Origin of the sequence: Nonomuraea sp. NPDC048892, assembly GCF_040649735.1 — a bacterium.
GTDB lineage: Bacteria > Actinomycetota > Actinomycetes > Streptosporangiales > Streptosporangiaceae > Nonomuraea > Nonomuraea maheshkhaliensis.
In genome coordinates, this window is sequence record NZ_JBEZFZ010000056.1 from 1 (window position 1) to 19534 (window position 19534).

The window sequence follows — 19534 nt, forward strand, 5'->3', positions numbered from 1 at the left end:
ATGGTCAGGCCTCCGATCGAAGAGCCGATGATGACCCCGAGGGTGATGAAGGACGAGTGGACCGTATTGACCAGCGGCCGGGCGTTGGTGGTGCGCTGGACGCGGGTGGCCATGGCGGGGTTCATGGTGACGCCCACCAGGCCGATGCCGAGCATGAAGGCCACCGCGGGGACGCTGAGGTGGGCCAGCAGGGCGAAGCCGGTCAGGAAGACCAGGTTCAGTGCCAGCCCCCATACCTGGACGCCGATGGTGTACCGGTCAGCCAGGCGGCCGACGACGGTGTTGCCGATCACGGTAGCGGCGCCGTACGCGATGAGCAGCAACGGCACCGTGCCCTCGCCGATCCCCGTGACCTGGGTGAGGATCGGGCTCAGGTAGCTGAAGGCGGAGAAGGTCGCGCCGATGATGAGGGTGCTGGTGGACAGCACGAGCCACAGTTTGACGTTCCTGAAGATCTTCAGTTCCTCGCGGAGTTCGAGCCCGTCGGAACCGGCGCGTTCCAGGTGGGGTAGGCCGACGAGCGTGGCGAGAGCGGTCAGGACGGTCAGCGCGCTGATGGCCCAGAAGGTGGCCCGCCAGCCCAGGTGCTCGCCGACCAGGGTGGACAGCGGGAGCCCAAGCAGCGTGCCGACCATTAGCCCGTTCAGGACCACCGCGATGGCCCGCCCGCGTACCCGCTCGTCCGTGAGCTGGGTGGCCAGGGAGATGGCCAGCCCGAAGAACGCTTGCGAGGCGACCCCGGTGATCACTCGGGCGACCAGCATGGCCGGGTACGAACCCGAGACTGCGGACAGCACGTTTCCCACCAGGAAGATCACGAAGAGCGCCGTGAGTGCCGGGTTCGGCCGCAGCCGCGCCACTGCGATGGTGAGGAAGGGACCGCCAACGGTCATAGCGACCGCGAAGGCGGTGATGAGGTAGCCGATCTGTGGAATGGTCGCGCCGAGTCCGGCGGCCATCTGCGGCATCAGTCCTGCGACGGCGAACTCGCTGGTCACCATGGCGAAAATGCCGAGGGCCAGCAAATAGACAGCACGGGGCAAGGTGGTCGCTCCTTGGCGAGAATTTTGCATCGAACGGTGTAGAACTCGGGTAGGCGAAGCCCGCCGGAGCTCGGGGGTGGGGTCAGGCGAGTGCGTCTGTGGCCGTCTCGGCGATGGCTTCCAGGGTGGGCCGGTCGGCGCCTCCTTGAGCGGCGATCCGCATGCCCGCGATCACGGCGTTGACGAACCGGGCGAGTGCTTCCGGCGTGCGGGTCGAGGTGATGTCGCCGGCTGCCGCGCCGGCCGCGATGACGGTCCGCAGCGAGTCGAGTCGCCGCGCCAAGTCGCGATCGAGCAGCAGGGCGATCTCCGGGTCGCGGCCGGCCAGTTCCACCGTGGTGTTGACGCTCAGGCAGCCGCGTCCGTGGCCGTTCCGGTAGGAGGCGGACTCCATCTCGACGATCGCGGCGAGCAGTTCGCGGATGCGCTCCGCGGGCGGGCGCCGCGGGTCTTCCAGGATGCGCGCCTGGTTGGCGGCGGTAGCGTCGAGGTAGCGGGTCAACGCACGTTTGAACAGCTCGTGCTTGCTGGTGAACGCGTTGTACAGGCTGCTGCGGTCCAGCCCGACGGCGTCGCACAGGCTCCGGGTCGAGGTGGCCTCGTAGCCGTACGCCCAGAAGAGGTCCATCGCGCCGGCCAGCACCTGATCCTCGTCGAATGTCCGTGGTCGAGCCATGCGGGCAACGCTAACAGTTTTGGATCGACCGGTGCAATATGCTGGGAGAGTCCTAGCCGGCATGGTCGATGTCCTCGCCGGGCGTCGTGGCCGGCGCGGCGATCGTCGTAGTCGCGGGCTCGCCGAGCCACTCCGTTGAAGCCCACGGTGATCAGCTCTTCGCAGGCACGTGCCATGGCGTACAGTTCGCGCGACTGCTCGGGTGTGGCACCCGAAACAGGCACCGGATGCGGGTTCAGCCCGGGATGCAAGCCGCCCGAGGCGTCCTTGCCGTCAGGCGCGGGATGGCCGGGCAGCCGGCCGCCCATGCTGAGACCGGGGACGGCCGCGGCGTTCACGGCCCATGTGGCCGTCGGCGATGTCGCCGTGTTCCCAGTTGACGGGAACGGTGACGCACCTTTGCCGAACACAGAGCCGCCTCCACGATCGACCAGACCTCGGCCTGCACAGATATGAGTGCAGCAGGTAATGGAGCTCTGTGGAGGTGGGCGGCGATGGCCGGACCGATCGTGGTGGGGGTGGACGGCTCGGCTCCGTCCCACGCGGCAGTGGAGTGGGCCGCCGCCGATGCCAAAAACAGACGGCTGCCCCTGAAGATCGTGCATGTGTGCGAGCAGTGGCGGAGCGACATCGACGGCGGGAAGTACTGCGCCGGCGTGCTGGAGACGGCCGCCGACCTGGCCCGGGCGATCGACGGCAGCATCGAGGTGGACGCGGAGTTGTCCGCGGGCAACGTGGTGGAAAGCCTGATCGCGCAGTCGGCGTCCGCCGACTCCACAGTGCTCGGAAGCCGGGGCGTGGGCGGGTTCGCCGGGCTGGTGCTCGGCTCGGTGACCCTGGCGGTCGCGGGGCACGCCCAAGGCCCGGTCGTCGTCGTCCGCGCACCCGCCGCCACCAGGCACGATCGGATCGTGGTCGGCGACGACGGCTCCGGCGCCGCACAGGAGGCGATGCTCTACGCCGTCGAGCAGGCCCGTGCCCGCCGCGCGCGGATCGTCGCCGTCCACGCCTGGCAGCAATCCGTGGTCTCGGCCTACGGAGCCGACTTCGCCGACCTGCTCGCGGACGCCTTCCAGGAGGAGTGCCGCGCCGCGCAGGAGCGGATCGCTTCCTGGCGTGAGCGACATCGTGACGTCGAGATCACCGGCCGGCAGATCAGCGAACATCCGGTTCCGGCCCTCGTCGATGCCTCCGCCTCGGCCGACCTGGTCGTGGTCGGATCGCGAGGGCTGGGAGGTTTCGCCTCCGCTGTGCTCGGGTCGGTCGGCCACGGCCTGCTTCATCATGCCGCCTGCCCAGTCGCCGTGGTCCGGCCACGGCATGTCCGGTGAACGCACTTCAGCGACACCTGGTGCGCGGGGCGATGGCCGCTCATGACACAGCAGAAGCCCGGGGCGGCGTTCGCTGAAGCGGCGGCGGCTACGGCGGGCGCGGCCCCGGCGGCTCCGCGCCCACGACCTCGCCGTAGCGCATGGCCACCACCTCGTAGGCCGACCTGGTCAGCAGTCCGGCCGGCCCGGACGCGCCCGCCACGAGCTCGGTCGGCACTCCCCAGCCGTGCTGGGTCAGGACCGTACGAGGGTCGGCGCGTACCTGCCTCGGCAGCAACGCCAGCGTCTCCTCGTCGCAGTAGCGCAATCCCGGGTCCACGTGACCGCTCGCCAGATGCCGGTCTTCGCTGAGCACGAGGTACCCGTCCGGCTCCAGGCTCTCCTCCGTCTCCACATTCACCGGAGGCACGGGCCGACCGGCTCGCAGCCTCAGTTCGGGCAGGCACTGGGTGAAAGCGGATGCTGATAGAAGGGATCGTCGTACTGCGCGAACCACGACACCGGCAACAGCAACCGCATCACCGGCGGCACGGGAGCGGGGGCGTCCTCGGCACCGTCGTCGTGCCCGGGTTCTCCCGCGGCGTGGCGGCGCAGCGACTCGGCTTCGGCCCGCAGGCCGTCTTCCGCCGCGAGCCCGTCGAGCAGTTCGTCCAGCTCGCCCTGCCGGTCCTGCCTCGGTTCGGCAGTGGAACGCAGCACCGCCTCGGCGAGCCGGGCCGCCGGGCGGGCCACGTCCGCGGTACCGGGCGCGCCGGACGCCTGCCGCAGTTCGGCCGTCGGGTCGCCGGCACCGGCACCGGCTCTGGCGCGTTCGAGAGGGGCGTCCAGCCGGGCGAAGTCGAGCTCGACTCCCTGCTCGGCGGCGAGAGCCAAGAGGACGGGGCGGAGGCGGCGTTCCCAGGAGCCGACGGTCACCGGCCACGGCCTTATGGCGAGCACGGCGGCGAACATGTCCCATCCCGCGGGGTCCCCGTTCAGCAGCAGCGCGGCCCCCATCTCCGTCAGCCCGGAGGTCTCCCCTGGCAGGTCGCGGTCGCGCAGCAGACAGGCGATCCGCAGCGCCTCACGAGGCCGCCCCTGGACGCGGGCGTCGTGGGCGGCGGTCTCAAGCTCGTCACGCTCCCCCAGCCGGCCGGCCGACGCCTTGAGGTGGAGGCGTGAGCACTCGCGGGCCCTGTCCAAGTCGCCGGTGACGATCAGAGCGTCAACGTAGGCGGTCCAAGCCCAGGTCCACGTGGGGTCGATGGCCCCGGCGGCGAGGTACCGCACTGCCTCCTCCGGCTTGCCGAGCTCCATGGAGACGCGGCCGATCATGCACCGGCTCCAGTCGTCGGTCGCGCCGTCGAGCAGGGCCAAGGCCTGCTCGTAGTGGCCGACGTGCACGAGGGCGTCCGCATAGGCGGCCGTCGTCGCCGGGTCCCGCACGATCGCGTAGCCGCGGGCGGCCGCGGCCTCGCACGTCCAGGGCAGGCACCGCGTCCGGGCCGTCTGCGCCAGCAGCAGCCACACCTGTGCCGACAGCGGGTTCAATGCCAGCGCCCGCGCCGCGGCGAGCAGGGCGCCCCACTGCCCGGCCTGCCGGTGGGCGCCCTGCACCTCGGCGAGCTGGGCGCGCAGGTCGCTCTCGGTCGCATAGCTCCACCACTCGCTTCCCGTGACGTCCGCCTGCCGCTGCGCGGCGAGCAGGGCCGACAACGCCTCGGACAGGCTCCCGGCCACGTCGCCGCGGGGGCGCTGCCGGGCGGTCATCGCGACGACGTCGGCCAGCCGCAACTGTGCCACCGCTCGTGTGCGGACGTCGTCCTCGTCCCGCGGGTCCTGCTCCAGAGCGGACTCGAAGTCGTGGCGGGCGAGCTCCAGGTGGCCCTTGACGGCACGCCACTGCCCAGCCGCCAGCAGGGCCGCACGGCGCTCGGCCGGTGAACTCAGGAGCCCGGCGCGGGCCTCCTCCACTATGGCGATGATCTCATCACCGGGTGGCGCGACCGTGGCCGCGCGATCCAGCAGGCCCAGCGCACGGTCGCGATCGTCCTCGTCTCGTGCCCACTCGGCGAGCGCGATGTACAGCTCGCACGGAACGTCCACCAGCCGGTTGACGTCGCCTTCGATGTCGCTGAGAGACAGGAACGCCTCGGCGGCGGCTCGGGCGTCGTCCAGCGCGAGCCCGAGATCTCCGAGCTCCCGCGCGAGGGCGATCGCCTCGACGGTGGCGTCCAGGTCGCGTGGATCCAGCTCGCGAGCGCGCTTGAGCAGGGCATCGGCCACGTCGGTCTGTCCGCGCCCCCGCGCGTAGCGGGATCGCAGTGCCAGCCGGGCCGCGCTGTCCGGCTCGCCGGCGCCCTCACCGATGATGGCACCGGCCTCGTCGAGAAAACCGTGTCGCAGCGCCAGGCGCGCGGCCAGCAGCCGCAAGTCCTCCTGCACGCTTTCTTCCGGGCCCGCCCAGCGGCCGACTCGGAGTCCATGGTGGCCGAGCTCAAGGAGTTCATGGCACAGGTTCCAGTCACCCGCGGCGAGTGCCCGGTTCGCCATGGAGATCCGGGTGGCGAGCACCGAGGCGGCGGCCGGCAGCGGAACGTCCGCTTCCAGCCGGTCCATGGCCTCCGTCCGCAGCCGGCTCGCCGCGGTGAACCAGTAACCGAGCCACTCCCCCAGCCCGGTCAGCAGATCACCAGCGAGGACCTGCCGGAGCCGGGCGCGTTCCTCCGGCCAGCCCTCGGCGAGGAACGGCCGGACCACCGAGAAGTGCTCCACGGCGTCGGCGAGCCGCCCGAGACGGAGTAACGCCTCTTCCAGAGCTCGTCGGCGCGCGGCGAGCAGCCGTGGCACCTTCCCGTCCTGCGCGCGCGCCGCGATCTGCCGCAGTCCCGCGTCCACGTCGAGTTGCCTGCGCAACTGCCCGTCGGCGCGCCGGATCATCTCAGTGATGGAGGACATCGGGCGCTCCGCTCCAGCGTGGTGTCATCGGCTCGACGAGGCGGCCGGCGATGGGCCCCGGTGGGAGCGGGCTCTCCACCACGGGGCTCACCAGCCGCACACCCGACTGAGGGCTGGTGACCAGGGTGAACCAGCCGAATCCGGCAGCGTCCTCCACCGGTTTGTCCACCTTGAGCATCCTGCGGCCCGCCTGTACGGCGGTCTCGATCGACTCACCGCGGCCCAGCGCCTCGTAGAAGGAGTCGTTGAACACCTTGCACTGCTTGGGGTGCACGGGCAGGTGCGTGAGCATCACCGCTGTCACGCTCCCCGTGATGACGTCGCCTAGCGCGCTGGGCGTCAGCGGCTCGTAGTTGTAGTCGGTGGGCGGCATCAGCAGTTCGAACACGACCAGGCGCACGCCACACGCGGCGGCGGTCCTGATCACATCGCGCGGGTCCTCCCACGACTCACCGTCCCCGTCGTCGTCGACGAAGGCGATCAGCGGCGTGCCGTCGTCCTCGCGCTGGCCTACGCCCATGAAATGCAGCACGGTGTAGGCGCCGGTGCGAAGAGCATCCTGTACGGCGCTCCATCGCGGCTCGGGCAGCACCTTCACCACGAATCCGGCGCGTTCGACACGCTCGCCGAGGGCGGATGCACATGTCGGACGGCTTGGGCCAGCGGTAGGGCGATCCCCGGTGCCTGGGAGGCACGAGGGGATACTGGCGGGCCCAGTGCCTCGGCTGGGCGACAGCGGCCAGCACGCCGACCTCGGCCGGCGTGGCGGCCGGTGCGGAGGGTGGCGGCACCATGTCCCCGTCCGTCAGGTCCGTGTCCGACACCCGGACGAATCTGAACTTCTCGTCGGCGGCGAGGAACTTGTCCCGCTCACCGGGGACGGCGGCGAGCTCCCAGGGGATGTCGGTGAGGTCGTTGCCGTGTTCCACGTGCAGGCGGACCAGGACGCTGTCGGCCTGGCTGACCACGCTGAGATGGTTGGCGACGTCCCGGGGGAACAGCGCGCTGGCGAGCAGCGGGCCGAGCAGCGACACCTCGTCCGCGTCGCGGACCCGCCGTCGCTGCGCCCACCGGAACAGCGCCTCGGCGACGTCCTCGCCGAGGTCACGACCGGTCAGGCCGTGGCTGAGATGCGGCTCCAGGCTGATCTGCCAGGAGTTGCGCTTCCCGCTGACCCGCAGGTCCACGCACGCGCCGATGTCCCAGGAGCGGCCGAGGCCCTGCCAACCGTCCCGGCCGAGCGCATCCCGCCAGGGCACCATCGCCGGCGTCGACGTCTTGAGCAGGGCTGCGATCTCCTCGAATCTCCCGGCCGCCACCGCGACGAGCACCGCGCTGCCGCCCAGGGCGTCCGCCGCGTCACTGCTCCAGCGGGTGAGCGAGACCACCGCGCCGGTCTTCGTGCTCAGGCCGGGGCCGCCGCTCATCCCGTAGGTGATGATCGTGCCCGGTTCGAGCCGCAGACTCTGGTCACCGCCATCCTGGAGGTCCTCGCGTCTGTGGCCCCCGGCCGCGACGATCTCCAGCCCTGTTCGCTCCCCGTTCTCGCGCGGGAAGCCGGCCAGCCAGTACCGGCAGGTGTCCAGCCTGGTGTCCAGGACCACGCAGGGGAGGGCGGGCTCGTCGCGCGCCTCGCCGGCCAGCAGAGCGAGGTCGGCGTCCCGGTCCCGCCTGACCACCCTGGCGGGGCGGCGGGCACGGCCGATCGGCTCGATGTCGATGCGGGCTCCCTCGGGAACCACGTGCTCGCAGGTGAGCAGCAGCCGATCGCTGACGAAGAACGCCGTACCCTGGAAATCGCCGTCGGCGTGCACGGCGGCGGTCGCGTCGTGCAGCACGCGCTTGAGCAGCTCAACGGTCGCGTCCGACAGCGGCATCGCGTGCCTCCTTCATGTCCGCGGCGGCCCACTCCAGGGTGACCCTGATCGTGGCCTCGCCCCGGCCCTTTCCGAGCATGGCCACGACGTGACCGGACTCGACCGCGAGGCTGAATCCCAATTCGATCGTGCCCTTGGTGGGCCCCGCCCGGCGGACAGCCTGGAGCACTTCGCGGCTCACCCGTTCCACGGACGTGGTGATCTCGCTCAGTTCCGTCACGAGGTCCTTGTCCGCCACCAGCGTGCCACCCACCGGTTCCGCGACGACGACCATCGTGTCGCCGCCGCCGATCTTCACCGCCAACTTCTGTTCTCCGGCCATGGCCGGCCTCCTGCCTGTTGCCCGTCGTGCTGCTCACGGTTCCGCCGGTGCACCTCGAGTCAGGCCACTGTGACGTCGGGGTCGAGGTAGACATCCTGGACGGCGTTCAGCAGCGTGACCCCTTCGGCCATCGGCCGCTGGAAGGACTTGCGGCCGACGATCAGGCCCATCCCCCCGGCCCGCTTGTTGATGACGGCGGTCCGCACGGCCTGGGCCAGATCCGGCTGCCCGCCTGACGCGCCGCCGGAGTTGATCAGCCCGACCCTGCCCATGAAGCAGTTGGCCACCTGCCAGCGGGTCAGCTCGATCGGGTGGGCGGCGGCCATCTCGCTGTAGACCCTGTCATCGGTCTTGCCGAACCTCAGCGCGGGGAACCCGCCGTTGCACACCGGCTGCTTCTGTTTGACGATGTCGGCCTCCACCGTGGCCGCCAGATGATTGGCCTGCCCGGTCAGGTCCGCGCTCAGCTGGTAGTCCACCTCGCCCGTCGCGAACGACTCGTTGCGCAGGTAAGCCCACAGCACAGTGAACAGGCCCAGCTCATGCGCGCGCTGGAACGCTTCACGGACCTCCTGCAGCTGACGCATGCTTTCCCGCGCCCCGAAGTAGACCGTCGCGCCCACCGCGACCGCGCCCAGGTCGAACGCCTGCCTGACCGAGGCGAACATGGTCTGGTCGTAACGGTTGGGGTAGGTCAGCAGCTCGTTGTGGTTGAGCTTGACGATGAACGGCATCCGGTGCGCGTATCGCCGTGACACCGATCCGAGCACGCCGAGGGTGGAGGCGATGGCGTTGCAGCCGCCCTCCAAGGCCAGCTCACACAGGCTGGCCGGGTCGAAGTAGGCGGGGTTCGGCGCGAAGGACGCCGCGGCGGAGTGCTCCACGCCCTGGTCCACCGGCAGGATCGACAGGTAACCCGTGCCCGCCAGGCGGCCGGTGTCCAACACATGCTGCAGGTTACGCAGCACCGCCGGGCTGCGGTCGGTGTGGGTGACCACTCGCTCCACGAAGTCGGCGCCGGGCAGGTGCAGGCTTTCCCGCGCGATACCGGTCGCGCGATGCTCCAGCAGGTAGCCACTCTCCTCGCCGAGGAGGGGCTTGAGATCCATCTCCGGCTCCTTCCGCCTCCGGCCCGACCGGCGTTCTCACGCTCGCCGCGAGGATCGCGGTCAGGGCCTCGTTCACAACGCTGAGCTCGTTCTCGCCGAGAAGCCAGGGCCGAAGGTCCCCCTACGGCCCGCTGAGTTCGCGCCTGGAGGGCTTCGGGACGAAGGCCCTCCCCTGCCGAGTCATAGGACACTGCCATCCCCGCGCGAGAGCACGCACAGTGAGCTCAAGGAGGTGCCCGATGCAGGCATGGAGTGATCTTCTGAATTCGCGAGTACGTCTGTACCGCCCGGACGGCAATCCCTTGCGTCGCCGTTCCGACCGGCTGGAGTCTGCCGTCGTAGTCGTGTCCGTGCTCTTGGTGCTGCTCAGTGTCTGGCCCGCCGTGGTGGCCGGGCGACTGGCCTATGACAATGCGCTGCGGGAGGAAAGCGCCGGCTCCCGCGCCCCCCGGCAGGTCATGGCGACGCTGCTGGAGGACGCTCCGGTCACCCGCGTGTCCTTCACAGAGGTCCCCGCGGGCAGGCAGGAAGCGGTGGCGCGGTGGACGACCCATTCGGGCGAGGTTCGCATCGGCACGGTGCCCGTGCGCCCCTTGGCCAAGGCGGGCGCGGTGATCCCGGTGTGGATCGACGCCGCCGGAAAGCCGGCCGCACCGCCTGCCGACAGTTCGGTGCTCCAGATGCGGGGTGTGGCGGTCGGCATGCTGATCGTGCTCGTGACCATGTTCCTGGTGCTGTGCGCGTTCGCTGGCTTCCGCCGGTGGCTGGACCGCGCACGCTATCGCGAGTGGGACGCCGACTGGGTACGGGCTTCGGACAGATGGCGCCGGCCGCAGCATCCCTGAGCGGGTGGGCGGCCAGCGGAAACCGCCGTTCGTCCGGGACCGCTCCTGAGCCGATGGCGTCCACCGGCGTTCCGCCAGGGCCCGCTCGTGGCCGAGCAGGATGTGGGTCATGGCAGCGGTGTCCCTTCTGGCGACGGTGTAGACCCTGATTCCGGAAGGTCGTTCGAGGCATGGCGGGCCCGCCATGCCTTGTGCGCGGTGTCGGCGGCGACCATGACGGGGATCGCCAGCGCCGCGAGTGCCCAGCCGGCCGGGGCGGGAAATGTCCCGCCGAGAAGGTGGGCGACCGGCTGGACGCCGACGAAGACCAGGAGCAGCACGGCTTCGAAGGCGATCGCGCCGAGCAGCAACGGGTTGGAACGCCAGCGCAGCCGGCCGATCCAGCGGGATTCGCTGCGGCAGGCGAAGGCGTTGGCGAACTGGCCGACCACGACGGCCGCGAACGCGGTGCCGGAGGCGGCGGCGAGCAGGCCGGGATCCGGTACGGCGGCGAAGTGCCAGCCGCCCAGCAGCAGGACACCGGCGAACGCTCCCATCTCGGCCAGCGCCTGGGCCGGGCCGAGCACGCCGAACACACGGAACAGCAGGCGCCGGTCGATGAGGCTGCCGGCGCGGGCGGGGCCGTGCATGGTGCGCGGATTGGCAGGCTCGGCCCCGAGGGCGAGAGCGGGCAGCAGGTCGGTGCCGATGTCGAGGGCGAGCACCTGCAGCACGGTGAGCGCGAGAGGGATGGTGCCGCCGGACAGCGCCCAGACCGCGAACGGGGTGAGCTCGGCGACGTTGTCGGTCAGATGGTAGGTGAGGAAGCGGCGTACGTTGGCGTAGGTCGCGCGGCCAAGCTCGACGGCGGCGACGATGGTGGCGAAGTGGTCGTCGAGCAGCACCAGGTCGGCGGCCTCGCGGGCGACGTCGGTGCCGGAGGCGCCCATGGCGATGCCGATGTCGGCCTCGCGCAGCGCGGGCCCGTCGTTGACGCCGTCGCCGGTCATCGCCACGACGTGGCCGCGCGAACGCAGCGCGCGGGCGATGCGGAGTTTGTCCTCGGGGGTCACGCGGGCGACGACAACGCCGTCCCGGTCCAGCAGTTCGCCCAGCGCCGCGTCGTCGGCGGGCAGCTCGGCGCCGGTCAGGATCAGTTCGTCGGGACCGAGCAGTCCGACCTCGGCGGCGATGGCGCGGGCGGTACGCGGATGGTCGCCGGTGACCATGGCGAGTTTGATCCCGGCGATGCGGCATTTCCAGATCGCCTCGGCCACGTCCTCACGTGGCGGGTCGTGGAGTCCGATCAGGCCGAGCAGTTCGAGGTCGTGTTCCTCGGACCCGCCGCCGCGGGCGACCGCGAGCACGCGCAGTCCGCGTTCGCTCATCCGGGTCAGCGCCTCCCCCACGCCTGGGACGTCGCGGCACAGCGGCAGCACGGTGTCCGGCGCCCCCTTGAGATGGAGCCGGCCATTCACCATGACGGAGGCGCGGCGGCGGCGCGGGTCGAAGGGGTTGCGCGCGGTGATCTCGCCGGTCAGGTCGGCGTCGAGGCGTAACGCCTCGACGTGCAGCGCGACCTCCATCGGGTCGCCGACCGGCCTGCCGTCGCTCATCCGTCCGGTGGAGCTGAGCACCGCCGTGCGCAGCACGTCGGCGGGCGCGTGCCCGGGCGCCCACACCTCGGCCACGGTCATCTCGTTGCGGGTCAGAGTGCCGGTCTTGTCGGTGCAGATGAACGTGGCCGAGCCGAGCGTCTCGACCGCTTCGAGGTGGCGCACCAGGGCGTTGCGGGCGGCCATCCGTTGCGCGGACCGCGCCAGCGACAGCGTGACCGTCGGCAGCAGCCCTTCAGGGACCAGCGCCACGGTGACCCCCAGCGCGAACAGGAAGCTGTGGCTCGCCTGCATGCCCAGCAGCATGGCCAGGCCGAAGAAGGCCACGCCCACGGCCAGCGCGATCCCCGCGACGATCTTGACGACCTTGCCGATCTGCACCGACAGCGGGCTCGGCGGCCGGGACGCCTCCTGGGTCAGCCGGGCGATCCCGGCCAGCCGGGTACGGGCGCCCGTCGCCATCACGACGGCCTCGGCCTCGCCTTCCACCACGTACGTGCCGGCGAAGGCCGGGTCACCGGCGCGCGGCCGGACGGGAACGCTTTCTCCGGTCAGCATCGACTCGTTGACCGCCAGAGCGTGCACCTCGGCCAGGTCCAGGTCGGCGGAGATCCGGTCGCCTGCCTCCAGGAGTACCACGTCCCCCGCGACCAGGCTGGACGCGTCCAGGAGCCGGCGGCGGCCGTCGCGGCGGACGACGACGTTGGCCGGGATGAGCTCGCGCAGTCGCTGCGCGGCCTGGTCGGCGCGATACTCCTGGGCGAAGGCGAAGCCGCCGTTGAGCAGCACCACCACCACGATCGCCACCGCGAGCTGCGGCATCCCGGCCAGGAGGGCGAGAACCGACGCGCCCCACAGCAGCAGCGCGAAGAAGTGCGCCATCTGGCGCAGCAGCAGCACGATCGGGAGCGTGCGCCGGGGCGAGGGCAGCACGTTGGGCCCGTCGGCCGCCAGCCGTGCCGTGGCCTGCGCGGTGGTGAGCCCCTGCCTGAGGTGAGACACGGTCGTCGTCATGCCGTCACGGTCGCCGCCGTTCGGGTGCCGGGGGCAGGGCCTTTCGGCACCAGGGTGGGGGCCGTACGGCACTGCCGTACGCACGGCCCGCGCGGGAGGGTCGGTGGTGGGAGGTGTGTCATGTTCACTCCGCTCGATCACGAGTCCGGCGTCCGGAGGCTGCTGGTCGCGGCCGGTCAGGCGCCGTCGGTGCTCAACACCCAGCCGTGGCGCTTCCGCGTCCCAGGCCGTGAGCTGGTCGAGGTCTACGCCGACCCCGAGCGGCGGCTGCGGGTGAGCGACCCGCGCGGACGCAACCAGCACGTCAGCTGCGGAGCTGCCCTGTTGAACCTGCGCCTGGCCGTGCGGACCGCCGGGCGGCGGCCGATGGTGTTCCTGCTCCCCTCGTCCGAGGAGCAGCCCGATCTCCTCGCCGCGGTCCGCGTCGGAGCGGCCATCCCCGCCACGACCGAGCACCGGGAGCTGTACGACCTCATCCCGGTGCGGCGCACCAGCCGCCGGCCGTACCTCGACCGGCGCGTCCCGTCCACAGTCATGGCCGAGCTGCGCTTGGCCGCCTCCCGTGAAGGCGCTCGGCTGGTCACGCTCGACCGGCACGGTACCGCCGACCTCCTCGACTACGCCGCCATGGCCGAGGACGAGCTGTCACGCGACCACGACTATCGCGCCGAGCTGGCCGCCTGGACCGTGCGCGGACCGCTCTACGACGGCGTGCCCGACTACGCGCTCGCCCCTCGCGCGTCGCGGGATCCGTCCCCGGTACGCGACTTCGGCCGGCAGCACGGCGAGGCCCGATTCGAGGAGCGACCCCAGCTCGCGGTGCTCACCACACCGGGCGACCGGCCCGCCGACTGGTTGCGCGCCGGGCAGGCGTTGCAGCGGATGCTGCTGGTCGCCACCCGGCACGGAGTGTCGGCGTCCTACCTGAACCAGCCGCTCGACCTGCGCGACATGCGCAAGCGGCGCGACCCGCACCACCGGCGCGGCCACCCACAGATGATCATCAGACTCGGATACGGCCCGTACGTGCCCCGCAGCCCCCGCCGTCCCGCCGCGGAGCTGGAGTCCACACAGGTCTGAGAGGACTCTCGGCAGCCATCGCGGGACCTCCGCCCCTTGGGCCGAAGTGTGCCCGGAGCTGCAATGGAAGCAGGACGACCCATCGACATCCGAGGTGCACGATGAGCATGACCGTTGAGAACGTGATGACCCGCGAGGTCGTTCCCGTCAGCGCCGCCACCTCGTTCAAGGACGTCGCCACGGCTCTTGTCTCCGGCGGCGTCGGCGCCGCCCCTGTGCTCGCCGGCGACCGGCACGTCATCGGGATGATCTCCGAGGCCGACCTGCTGCACAAGGAGCAGTTCCGGGAGCAGCACTTCGGTGAGAGCTATCGGCCGCCGCCGCGCTCCCTGCTGCGCCACCGCGCGAGCAGGCGGAAGGCGTCCGGCGAAACGGCCGCCGACCTGATGACCAGCCCGCCGATCACCATCACGGCCGGGAAGTCGGCGGTGGACGCTGCCCGCCTGATGGACGCCCACGACGTGAACCAGCTCGCGGTCGTCGACTACAACGGCCGCCTGGTGGGCATCGTCAGCCGCCGCGACCTGGTCAGGCTGTTCCTGCGCGGCGACGAGCAGATCGCCGCCGATGTCCGGGACGACATCTTGCACCGAGCGCTGTGGATGGACACCAGCGACGTCCAGGTCAAGGTCAGCGATGGCGTCGTCACGCTGTACGGCCGGATGGATCGCCGCAGCGAGACGGCCCTCGCCATCCGCGCGGCCGGGCGGGTCAACGGCGTGGTCGGCGTGGTCGGCGAGCTGTCCTGGGAGCGCGACGACGTCACCCCCGCCTCTGCCCGGCGCGGTGCGCGGTCATGAGCGACGTTCTCCTGGACTCGCTCGATCCGCTGATCGGGACGCTGCGCGAGCGTGGGTACACCGTCGTGGGCCGGTCGTCCGCGACGGTGTGATCCGCTTCACCGAGTTGCGGTCGGCCGCCGACCTGCCCGCCGGGTCAAGGCGACGAGCAGGCGCCCGGCCATTACCGCCTGCGAGGCGGCTCCGGGCCGGTCTTCGCCATCGCCCTCGACGCGGGCACGTCGCGAAGAACACCACCTGCCGGCCGGGGGTGGTCTTCGCCAGACGCACCGCGTCCAGGGGAGAGTAGACGACACGGACGTCGGCGCCTCTGGCCTTGGCCGACAGCAGGTCGCTGCCCGACCCGGGGACGCGCATCATGTCGCCGAAGGAGGTGAAGACGACTTCGGGGCGGGCGGCGATGGCCAGCGCCCGGTCGATGGTGCCCAGCGGGGTCACGCAGACGGGCAGCCGGGGCCGTGCACCATCCGCACCGGGATGAGCTCGTCGATGCCCTGGCGGACGATGGTGTGGGTCTGGCCGCCGCACACCTCCATGATCGGCCATCGGCGCGTGGCGGTGGTGCGTATCTCGGTGACCAGGCGGCGGGCGAGCACCGGATCGCGGTACTCATCGAGGTATCTCATCCAGCCCTCCAGGTATGGCGCGCAGGACGGCGAGGGTGCGTCGTGCCTCCTCCTCGTCCATGAGGGAGATCGCGAAGCCCACGTGGACGATCACGTAGTAGCCCGGCGCCGCCTCGGGCGTGCAGGCCAGGTACACCTCCCGGCGCAGGCCGTCGAAGTCGGCGAACCCATCTCGCCGTCACGGCTGACGATGCGCCCTGGCACGCCTAGGCACATGACAGCCTCGCAGCCGCAACGGCCGCCTGGCCGTAGCTGATGCCGCCGTCGTTGACGGGGACCTGCTCGCCGATGTACGGCTCGAAGCCGGCCGCGGTCAGGCGGGCGAGCACGTCGAGGGCCAGCAGCCGGTTCTGGAACACCCCGCCGGACAGGCATACCTGGGTGACGTCGTGCTCGGCCGCGGCCCGCTCGCACAGCAGCACGGTGACGGCCGCGACGGTGGCGTGGAAGGCTGCGGCGATCCGGCCGGCGGGTTCGCCGTCGGCCTTGGCCTCCAGGAGATGGCGCAGGGTGGCCACGGCGTCGTACACCCACAACCCCTCGCGCCATTCCAGCCGCCAGGCCAGCGGCTCGCTGCCCGGGTGAGCGGCGGCGGCCAGTTCCAAGCGCATCGCGGCCTCACCCTCGAAGCCGTTGACCACGCACAGGTCCAGCAGCGCGGCTGCGGCGTCGAACAGGCGCCCGGCGCTGGAGGCGATCGGGCAGTTCACCCGGCGGTCGATCATGCGGCCGATCACCTCCATGTCGGGCAGGCCGGCGGCGAGACCTTGGGGGATGGCGCCTGAGGCGGTCTCACCACCGAGCAGGTAACCGAGTGCTATGCGGGCGGGGCGTCGTACGGCCGCCGTCCCGCCGGGCATCGGAGCATAGGAGAAACGGCCGAGCCGCCGGTATCCGGTGTAGGAGGCCAGCAGCAGCTCACCGCCCCAGAAGGTGCCGTCGTCTCCCAAGCCGAGCCCGTCGTAGGCGAGGCCGAGGAACGGCGGCTCCAGGCGGTGCTCGGCGGCCACCGCGGCGACGTGCGCGTGGTGGTGCTGGACGGCGACGCGCTTGCGCCAGCGTCGCGCCAGCCGGGTCGACAGGTAGTCGGGATGCAGGTCATGGGCGGCATGAGCAGGGTCGATGCCGTAGCTGGCGCGCAGGTGGTCGAGTGTCTCCTCGTACGCCTGCAGCGTCTCGGCGTCCGACAGATCGCCGATGTGCGGCCCGATCACGGCCTGCCCGCCGTCGGCGAGCGTGATGGTGTTCTTGAGCTGGGCGCCCACTGCCAGCAAGGGCGGCGCGGCGGCGGGCAGGCTCATCACGGCGGGCGTCAGGCCGCGGGCACGCCGGATGGTCGTGGAACGCCCGCCGAACGAGCGGATCACCGAGTCGTCGTAGCGGCCCACGATGGGCCGGTCATGGGTGAGCACGCCGTCCACGTCCAGCCCGGAGATCTCCTCCGTCATCATCGGGCTGCCGGCGTGGTTGGCGCTGGTCACCACGAGAGGGCGGCGCAACGCGTCCAGGAGCAGGTGATGCAGCGGTGTGTTCGGCAGGAACAGCCCGATGTCGGGCATGCCGTGACAGACACCAGGCGACAGCACGCCGAGCCGGCGAGGGGCGAGCACGATCGGCGCGGACGCGGCGGCCAGCAGGTCGCGGTCGGCGTCGGTCAGGTCGGCGAGGGCTCCGGCCATGGTGAGGTCGCGCACCATGACCGCCAGCGGCTTGGTGTCACGGTCCTTGATCTGCCGCAGCCGTAGGACCGGCTCGTCGTTCATCGCGTCGCAGACGAGCTGGTGGCCGCCCAGCCCTTTGACCGCGATCACGCCGCCGTTCGCGATCACGTCCGCCGCCGCCCGCAGCGCCGCGTCGGCGGTCATGTGCAGGAAGCGCAGCCGGGGGCCGCAGGAGGCGCAGGCGATCGGCTCGGCGTGGAAGCGCCGGTCGGCCGGGTCGTGATATTCGGCGGCGCAGGCCCTACACATCTCGAAGCCCCGCATCGAGGTGCGCTCCCGGTCGTAGGGCAGGCTCTCGATGATGGTGGCCCGGGGGCCGCAGGCGGTGCAGTTGATGAAGGGGTAACGATAGCGCCGGTTGGCCGGGTCGAACAGCTCGCGCCGGCAATCCTCGCAGGTGGCCAGGTCCGGCGGGATCTCACGGGGAGCGCCGGACGCGATCGGGCTTTCCGCGATCTCGAACCTGGTCGCCTCCCGATCGATGCCCTCCCCGGTGACCATGTTCTCGATTCCCGTCGCAAGCCGGTGCGTGGACGGCCGGAAGCCGACGCCCTGGACGATGCCGTGCACCTCGATCCGCCACGCCGCTTCCATGGCGGTCTCCTAGAGCAGCGGTGGGACGACGACGAGGTCGTCGTTGCCGACGGTGATCCGGGCCACGACGTCGACGACGCCCTCGACCGCGCGGACCGCCTCGACGAGCGCGATGGCCTGGGATCTCCACTGCACCCGTCCGCTGACGGTCACCACGCCTTTGTCGATCTCGATGGTGAAGGCCTCGGGATCGGCGAGCACGGCTTTGACGTCCGTTTCCAGTTCGGCGGCCGGACGGGTGAAGACGCGCAGCACGTCGTGCTGGTGCAGGGTGCCGACGATCCGCCCGGTCACCACGTCGATCACAGGCACCTGCTTGATCCGCCGGTCGTGCATGAGGCGCGCCGCGTCCCGTACCGAGGTTCCCGGCGTGACGGTGATCGCGGGGGAGGTCATGAGCTGGGTCGCCCGTACCCCCGCGGCCTTCTCGTGCTCGTGCCGCTGCCTGCGGGACTCGAACATCGACACCGCGTGCCGCGCCGGGTCTGTCTCCTTGAGCAGCAGGTCGTCCTCCGACACCACGCCCACCGGCCGCTGATCCGCGTCCACCACGGTCACCGCTCCCACCGCGTACCGCTTCATCGCGGCCACGATGTCGGCGAACGACGCGTCCTCCAGCACCGCGATGGCCACGCGTCCCATGACGTCCTTGACTTCGATCGACATGATCTCCACCTCGCTTCCACCACCACGCTCCCCCCACGGGCGGCCCCGCCGGCAGCGGCGAACGTCCTGGAGGACAGGGCCCAAGGTCCTACGCGCGGACCACTGCGACCGGGCAGGCGGCGTGGTGCAGCGTGCCGCGGCTGACCGAGCCGAGCAGTGCCGAGCCCAGCGTGCCGCGCCCGTGCGAGCCCACCACCACCAGGTCCGCCCGCTGGGACGCCCCGGTCATGGCCTGCACCGGGTGGGCATGGGGGACGTCCTCGATGACCGTCACCTGCGGGTAGTCCTGGGCGAAGATCGCCAGCCGGTCACGGACGACCTGGTGCTGCGCCACACGGACCTCGTCCATGTCGTACGTGACCCCGGGAGCGTAGGCGTGCACCGGCAGTTGCCAGGCGTGCACCACCCGCAGCGTGCTGCCGCGCAGTTTCGCCTGCTCGAAGGCGTAGGCCAGCGCGGGCTCGCACTCCGGCGAGTCGTCCACGCCCACCGCGATCTCCCCGTACGGCGTAGCCGGGCGCTCGCCGCGCACCACGACGACGGGGCAGCGGACGTGACCGGCCACGTGCGTGCTTACCGAGCCCAGCAGCGTGCCGGCGAAGCCGCCGAGTCCACGGCTGCCGACGACGATCTCGGTGGCGTCCTTCGCCTGGTCCTCCAGGACCACCTTGGGGACGCCCTCGACGTCGAGCGTGGTGACCTCCACGCCGGGCTGGCACTCGTGGACGAGTTCCCGCGCCTCGCGCAGCACCCTTCGCCCGTTCCGGAGCAGCGTGTCGGGCATGTCCTCGATAGGAAACCTGCCGACCTGGTACCAGGAGCGGTCCACGGCGTGCACCACCCGCAGCGGCACCCGCAGCCGCAGGGCGTCGGCGGCGGCCCATTCGACGGCGGCCCGCGAGGGCGCGGAGCCGTCCACACCTACGATGATCATTTTGTTCTCCTTTGTGGCATCCATCCGCTCGGCCCGTGCGTGCTCTTCCTGGAGGCTCTCGGGGCCCCTGAGGTCGCCGACGGTCAGGCCATCCGCTGGGCCATCTCGACCAGGCGGTTGGCGTAGCCCCACTCGTTGTCGTACCAGCCGAACACCTTGACCAGGTCACCGCTCGCCTGGGTGAGCGCGGAGTCGAACACGCACGACGCGGCCACGCCGATGATGTCGCGCGAGACCAGCGGGTCGCTGCTGTAACGCAGGACGCCCCGCAGCCCGCCCTCGGCCGCCCCGGCGAAGGCATCGTTGACCTCCTGCACGGTGACGTCCCGGCCGAGCTGGGCGGACAGATCGGTGATCGAGCCGT

17 protein-coding genes and 3 pseudogenes are annotated in these 19534 nt (G+C 71.3%); 4 read left to right on the forward strand and 16 right to left on the reverse strand.

What is annotated here, in order from left to right; all coding sequences use genetic code 11:
• The 3 genes and pseudogenes from AB0C28_RS55375 to AB0C28_RS55385 all read right to left on the reverse strand — a co-directional run.
• A partial coding sequence (locus AB0C28_RS55375) for an MFS transporter (protein WP_358085440.1) occupies positions 1 to 1043 on the reverse strand: 1043 nt, incomplete at its 3' end.
• A gap of 82 nt (positions 1044 to 1125) precedes the next feature.
• Entirely contained in the window at positions 1126 to 1719 is a 594-nt protein-coding gene (locus AB0C28_RS55380; RefSeq protein ID WP_358085443.1) for a TetR/AcrR family transcriptional regulator, read from the reverse strand.
• 92 nt (positions 1720 to 1811) lie between these two features.
• Positions 1812 to 2324 (reverse strand): annotated as a pseudogene (locus AB0C28_RS55385) (DUF2000 family protein); the annotation flags it as partial.
• Between AB0C28_RS55385 and AB0C28_RS55390 the strand changes: the two are divergent.
• Positions 2214 to 3050 carry a universal stress protein gene (locus tag AB0C28_RS55390; protein WP_358085447.1) on the forward strand — a complete coding sequence of 279 codons (837 nt, stop codon included), beginning with the start codon at positions 2214 to 2216 and terminating at the stop codon, positions 3048 to 3050. The pseudogene AB0C28_RS55385 and the gene AB0C28_RS55390 sit on opposite strands and share 111 nt — an antisense overlap.
• A gap of 88 nt (positions 3051 to 3138) precedes the next feature.
• Here the strand turns inward: AB0C28_RS55390 and AB0C28_RS55395 are convergent, their stop codons facing one another.
• Genes AB0C28_RS55395 through AB0C28_RS55420 form a run of 6 tightly spaced genes read right to left on the reverse strand, consistent with a single transcriptional unit; the run spans position 3139 to position 9295 of the window.
• Positions 3139 to 3450 carry a hypothetical protein gene (locus tag AB0C28_RS55395; protein ID WP_358085450.1) on the reverse strand — a complete coding sequence of 104 codons (312 nt, stop codon included), beginning with the start codon at positions 3448 to 3450 and terminating at the stop codon, positions 3139 to 3141.
• A gap of 29 nt (positions 3451 to 3479) precedes the next feature.
• Positions 3480 to 5987 carry a hypothetical protein gene (locus AB0C28_RS55400; protein ID WP_358085453.1) on the reverse strand — a complete coding sequence of 836 codons (2508 nt, stop codon included), beginning with the start codon at positions 5985 to 5987 and terminating at the stop codon, positions 3480 to 3482.
• A complete protein-coding gene (locus tag AB0C28_RS55405) occupies positions 5971 to 6507 on the reverse strand; it encodes a hypothetical protein (RefSeq protein WP_358085456.1) in 537 nt (178 codons plus the stop codon). Before AB0C28_RS55405 ends, AB0C28_RS55400 begins: the two co-directional genes overlap by 17 nt.
• Positions 6437 to 7864, reverse strand: coding sequence for a serine protease (locus tag AB0C28_RS55410; RefSeq protein ID WP_358085459.1), 1428 nt, complete (start codon positions 7862 to 7864; stop codon positions 6437 to 6439). Before AB0C28_RS55410 ends, AB0C28_RS55405 begins: the two co-directional genes overlap by 71 nt.
• Positions 7839 to 8186, reverse strand: coding sequence for a CU044_2847 family protein (locus AB0C28_RS55415; protein ID WP_358085462.1), 348 nt, complete (start codon positions 8184 to 8186; stop codon positions 7839 to 7841). The genes AB0C28_RS55410 and AB0C28_RS55415 overlap by 26 nt, the downstream gene beginning before the upstream one ends.
• 59 nt (positions 8187 to 8245) lie before the next feature.
• Positions 8246 to 9295, reverse strand: a complete 1050-nt coding sequence (locus tag AB0C28_RS55420; protein WP_358085465.1) for a class I fructose-bisphosphate aldolase — start codon at positions 9293 to 9295, stop codon at positions 8246 to 8248.
• A 239-nt stretch (positions 9296 to 9534) separates the two neighbouring features.
• Here AB0C28_RS55420 and AB0C28_RS55425 point away from each other — a divergent pair, with 239 nt between their 5' ends.
• Complete coding sequence (locus tag AB0C28_RS55425; protein WP_358085468.1) at positions 9535 to 10140, forward strand: hypothetical protein; 606 nt, start codon at positions 9535 to 9537, stop codon at positions 10138 to 10140.
• A 107-nt stretch (positions 10141 to 10247) separates the two neighbouring features.
• On the opposite strand, the gene AB0C28_RS55430 is transcribed toward AB0C28_RS55425, so the two are convergent.
• Positions 10248 to 12749, reverse strand: coding sequence for a cation-transporting P-type ATPase (locus AB0C28_RS55430; RefSeq protein WP_358085470.1), 2502 nt, complete (start codon positions 12747 to 12749; stop codon positions 10248 to 10250).
• Between the two features lie 120 nt (positions 12750 to 12869).
• Between AB0C28_RS55430 and AB0C28_RS55435 the strand changes: the two genes are divergently transcribed.
• Both AB0C28_RS55435 and AB0C28_RS55440 read left to right on the forward strand, forming a co-directional pair.
• A complete protein-coding gene (locus tag AB0C28_RS55435) occupies positions 12870 to 13829 on the forward strand; it encodes a nitroreductase family protein (RefSeq protein WP_358085473.1) in 960 nt (319 codons plus the stop codon).
• 101 nt (positions 13830 to 13930) lie between these two features.
• The gene (locus AB0C28_RS55440) at positions 13931 to 14629 is read left to right on the forward strand and encodes a CBS domain-containing protein (RefSeq protein WP_358085476.1); all 699 of its coding nucleotides are present in this window, start codon (positions 13931 to 13933) and stop codon (positions 14627 to 14629) included.
• Between the two features lie 282 nt (positions 14630 to 14911).
• On the opposite strand, the pseudogene AB0C28_RS55445 reads toward AB0C28_RS55440, so the two are convergent.
• The 6 genes and pseudogenes from AB0C28_RS55445 to AB0C28_RS55470 form a co-directional block, all read right to left on the reverse strand.
• Positions 14912 to 15255 (reverse strand): annotated as a pseudogene (locus AB0C28_RS55445) (hydrogenase formation protein HypD); the annotation flags it as partial.
• Complete coding sequence (locus tag AB0C28_RS55450) at positions 15239 to 15391, reverse strand: HypC/HybG/HupF family hydrogenase formation chaperone (RefSeq protein ID WP_358085479.1); 153 nt, start codon at positions 15389 to 15391, stop codon at positions 15239 to 15241. The gene AB0C28_RS55450 and the pseudogene AB0C28_RS55445, both read right to left, overlap by 17 nt.
• A 70-nt stretch (positions 15392 to 15461) precedes the next feature.
• Positions 15462 to 17570: a carbamoyltransferase HypF gene (gene hypF / locus AB0C28_RS55455; RefSeq protein ID WP_358085481.1), complete on the reverse strand. Its 2109-nt coding sequence runs from the start codon at positions 17568 to 17570 to the stop codon at positions 15462 to 15464.
• A 9-nt stretch (positions 17571 to 17579) separates the two neighbouring features.
• Positions 17580 to 18236, reverse strand: a complete 657-nt coding sequence (locus tag AB0C28_RS55460; protein WP_358085484.1) for a CBS domain-containing protein — start codon at positions 18234 to 18236, stop codon at positions 17580 to 17582.
• A gap of 88 nt (positions 18237 to 18324) precedes the next feature.
• Positions 18325 to 19170, reverse strand: coding sequence for a universal stress protein (locus tag AB0C28_RS55465; RefSeq protein WP_358085486.1), 846 nt, complete (start codon positions 19168 to 19170; stop codon positions 18325 to 18327).
• A gap of 83 nt (positions 19171 to 19253) precedes the next feature.
• Positions 19254 to 19534: pseudogene (locus AB0C28_RS55470) on the reverse strand (type I glyceraldehyde-3-phosphate dehydrogenase); the annotation flags it as partial.

Bases quoted from the DNA above. Each gene is read 5' to 3' on its own strand.
- AB0C28_RS55460 (WP_358085484.1), bottom strand. From the start codon at position 18,236: ATGTCGATCGAAGTCAAGGACGTCATGGGACGCGTGGCCATCGCGGTG.
- AB0C28_RS55430 (WP_358085470.1), bottom strand. From the start codon at position 12,749: ATGACGACGACCGTGTCTCACCTCAGGCAGGGGCTCACCACCGCGCAG.
- AB0C28_RS55465 (WP_358085486.1), bottom strand. From the start codon at position 19,170: ATGATCATCGTAGGTGTGGACGGCTCCGCGCCCTCGCGGGCCGCCGTC.
- AB0C28_RS55435 (WP_358085473.1), top strand. From the start codon at position 12,870: ATGTTCACTCCGCTCGATCACGAGTCCGGCGTCCGGAGGCTGCTGGTC.
- AB0C28_RS55425 (WP_358085468.1), top strand. From the start codon at position 9,535: ATGCAGGCATGGAGTGATCTTCTGAATTCGCGAGTACGTCTGTACCGC.
- AB0C28_RS55415 (WP_358085462.1), bottom strand. From the start codon at position 8,186: ATGGCCGGAGAACAGAAGTTGGCGGTGAAGATCGGCGGCGGCGACACG.
- AB0C28_RS55400 (WP_358085453.1), bottom strand. From the start codon at position 5,987: ATGTCCTCCATCACTGAGATGATCCGGCGCGCCGACGGGCAGTTGCGC.
- AB0C28_RS55380 (WP_358085443.1), bottom strand. From the start codon at position 1,719: ATGGCTCGACCACGGACATTCGACGAGGATCAGGTGCTGGCCGGCGCG.
- AB0C28_RS55390 (WP_358085447.1), top strand. From the start codon at position 2,214: ATGGCCGGACCGATCGTGGTGGGGGTGGACGGCTCGGCTCCGTCCCAC.
- AB0C28_RS55405 (WP_358085456.1), bottom strand. From the start codon at position 6,507: ATGGGCGTAGGCCAGCGCGAGGACGACGGCACGCCGCTGATCGCCTTC.
- AB0C28_RS55420 (WP_358085465.1), bottom strand. From the start codon at position 9,295: ATGGATCTCAAGCCCCTCCTCGGCGAGGAGAGTGGCTACCTGCTGGAG.
- AB0C28_RS55410 (WP_358085459.1), bottom strand. From the start codon at position 7,864: ATGCCGCTGTCGGACGCGACCGTTGAGCTGCTCAAGCGCGTGCTGCAC.
- AB0C28_RS55440 (WP_358085476.1), top strand. From the start codon at position 13,931: ATGAGCATGACCGTTGAGAACGTGATGACCCGCGAGGTCGTTCCCGTC.
- hypF (WP_358085481.1), bottom strand. From the start codon at position 17,570: ATGGAAGCGGCGTGGCGGATCGAGGTGCACGGCATCGTCCAGGGCGTC.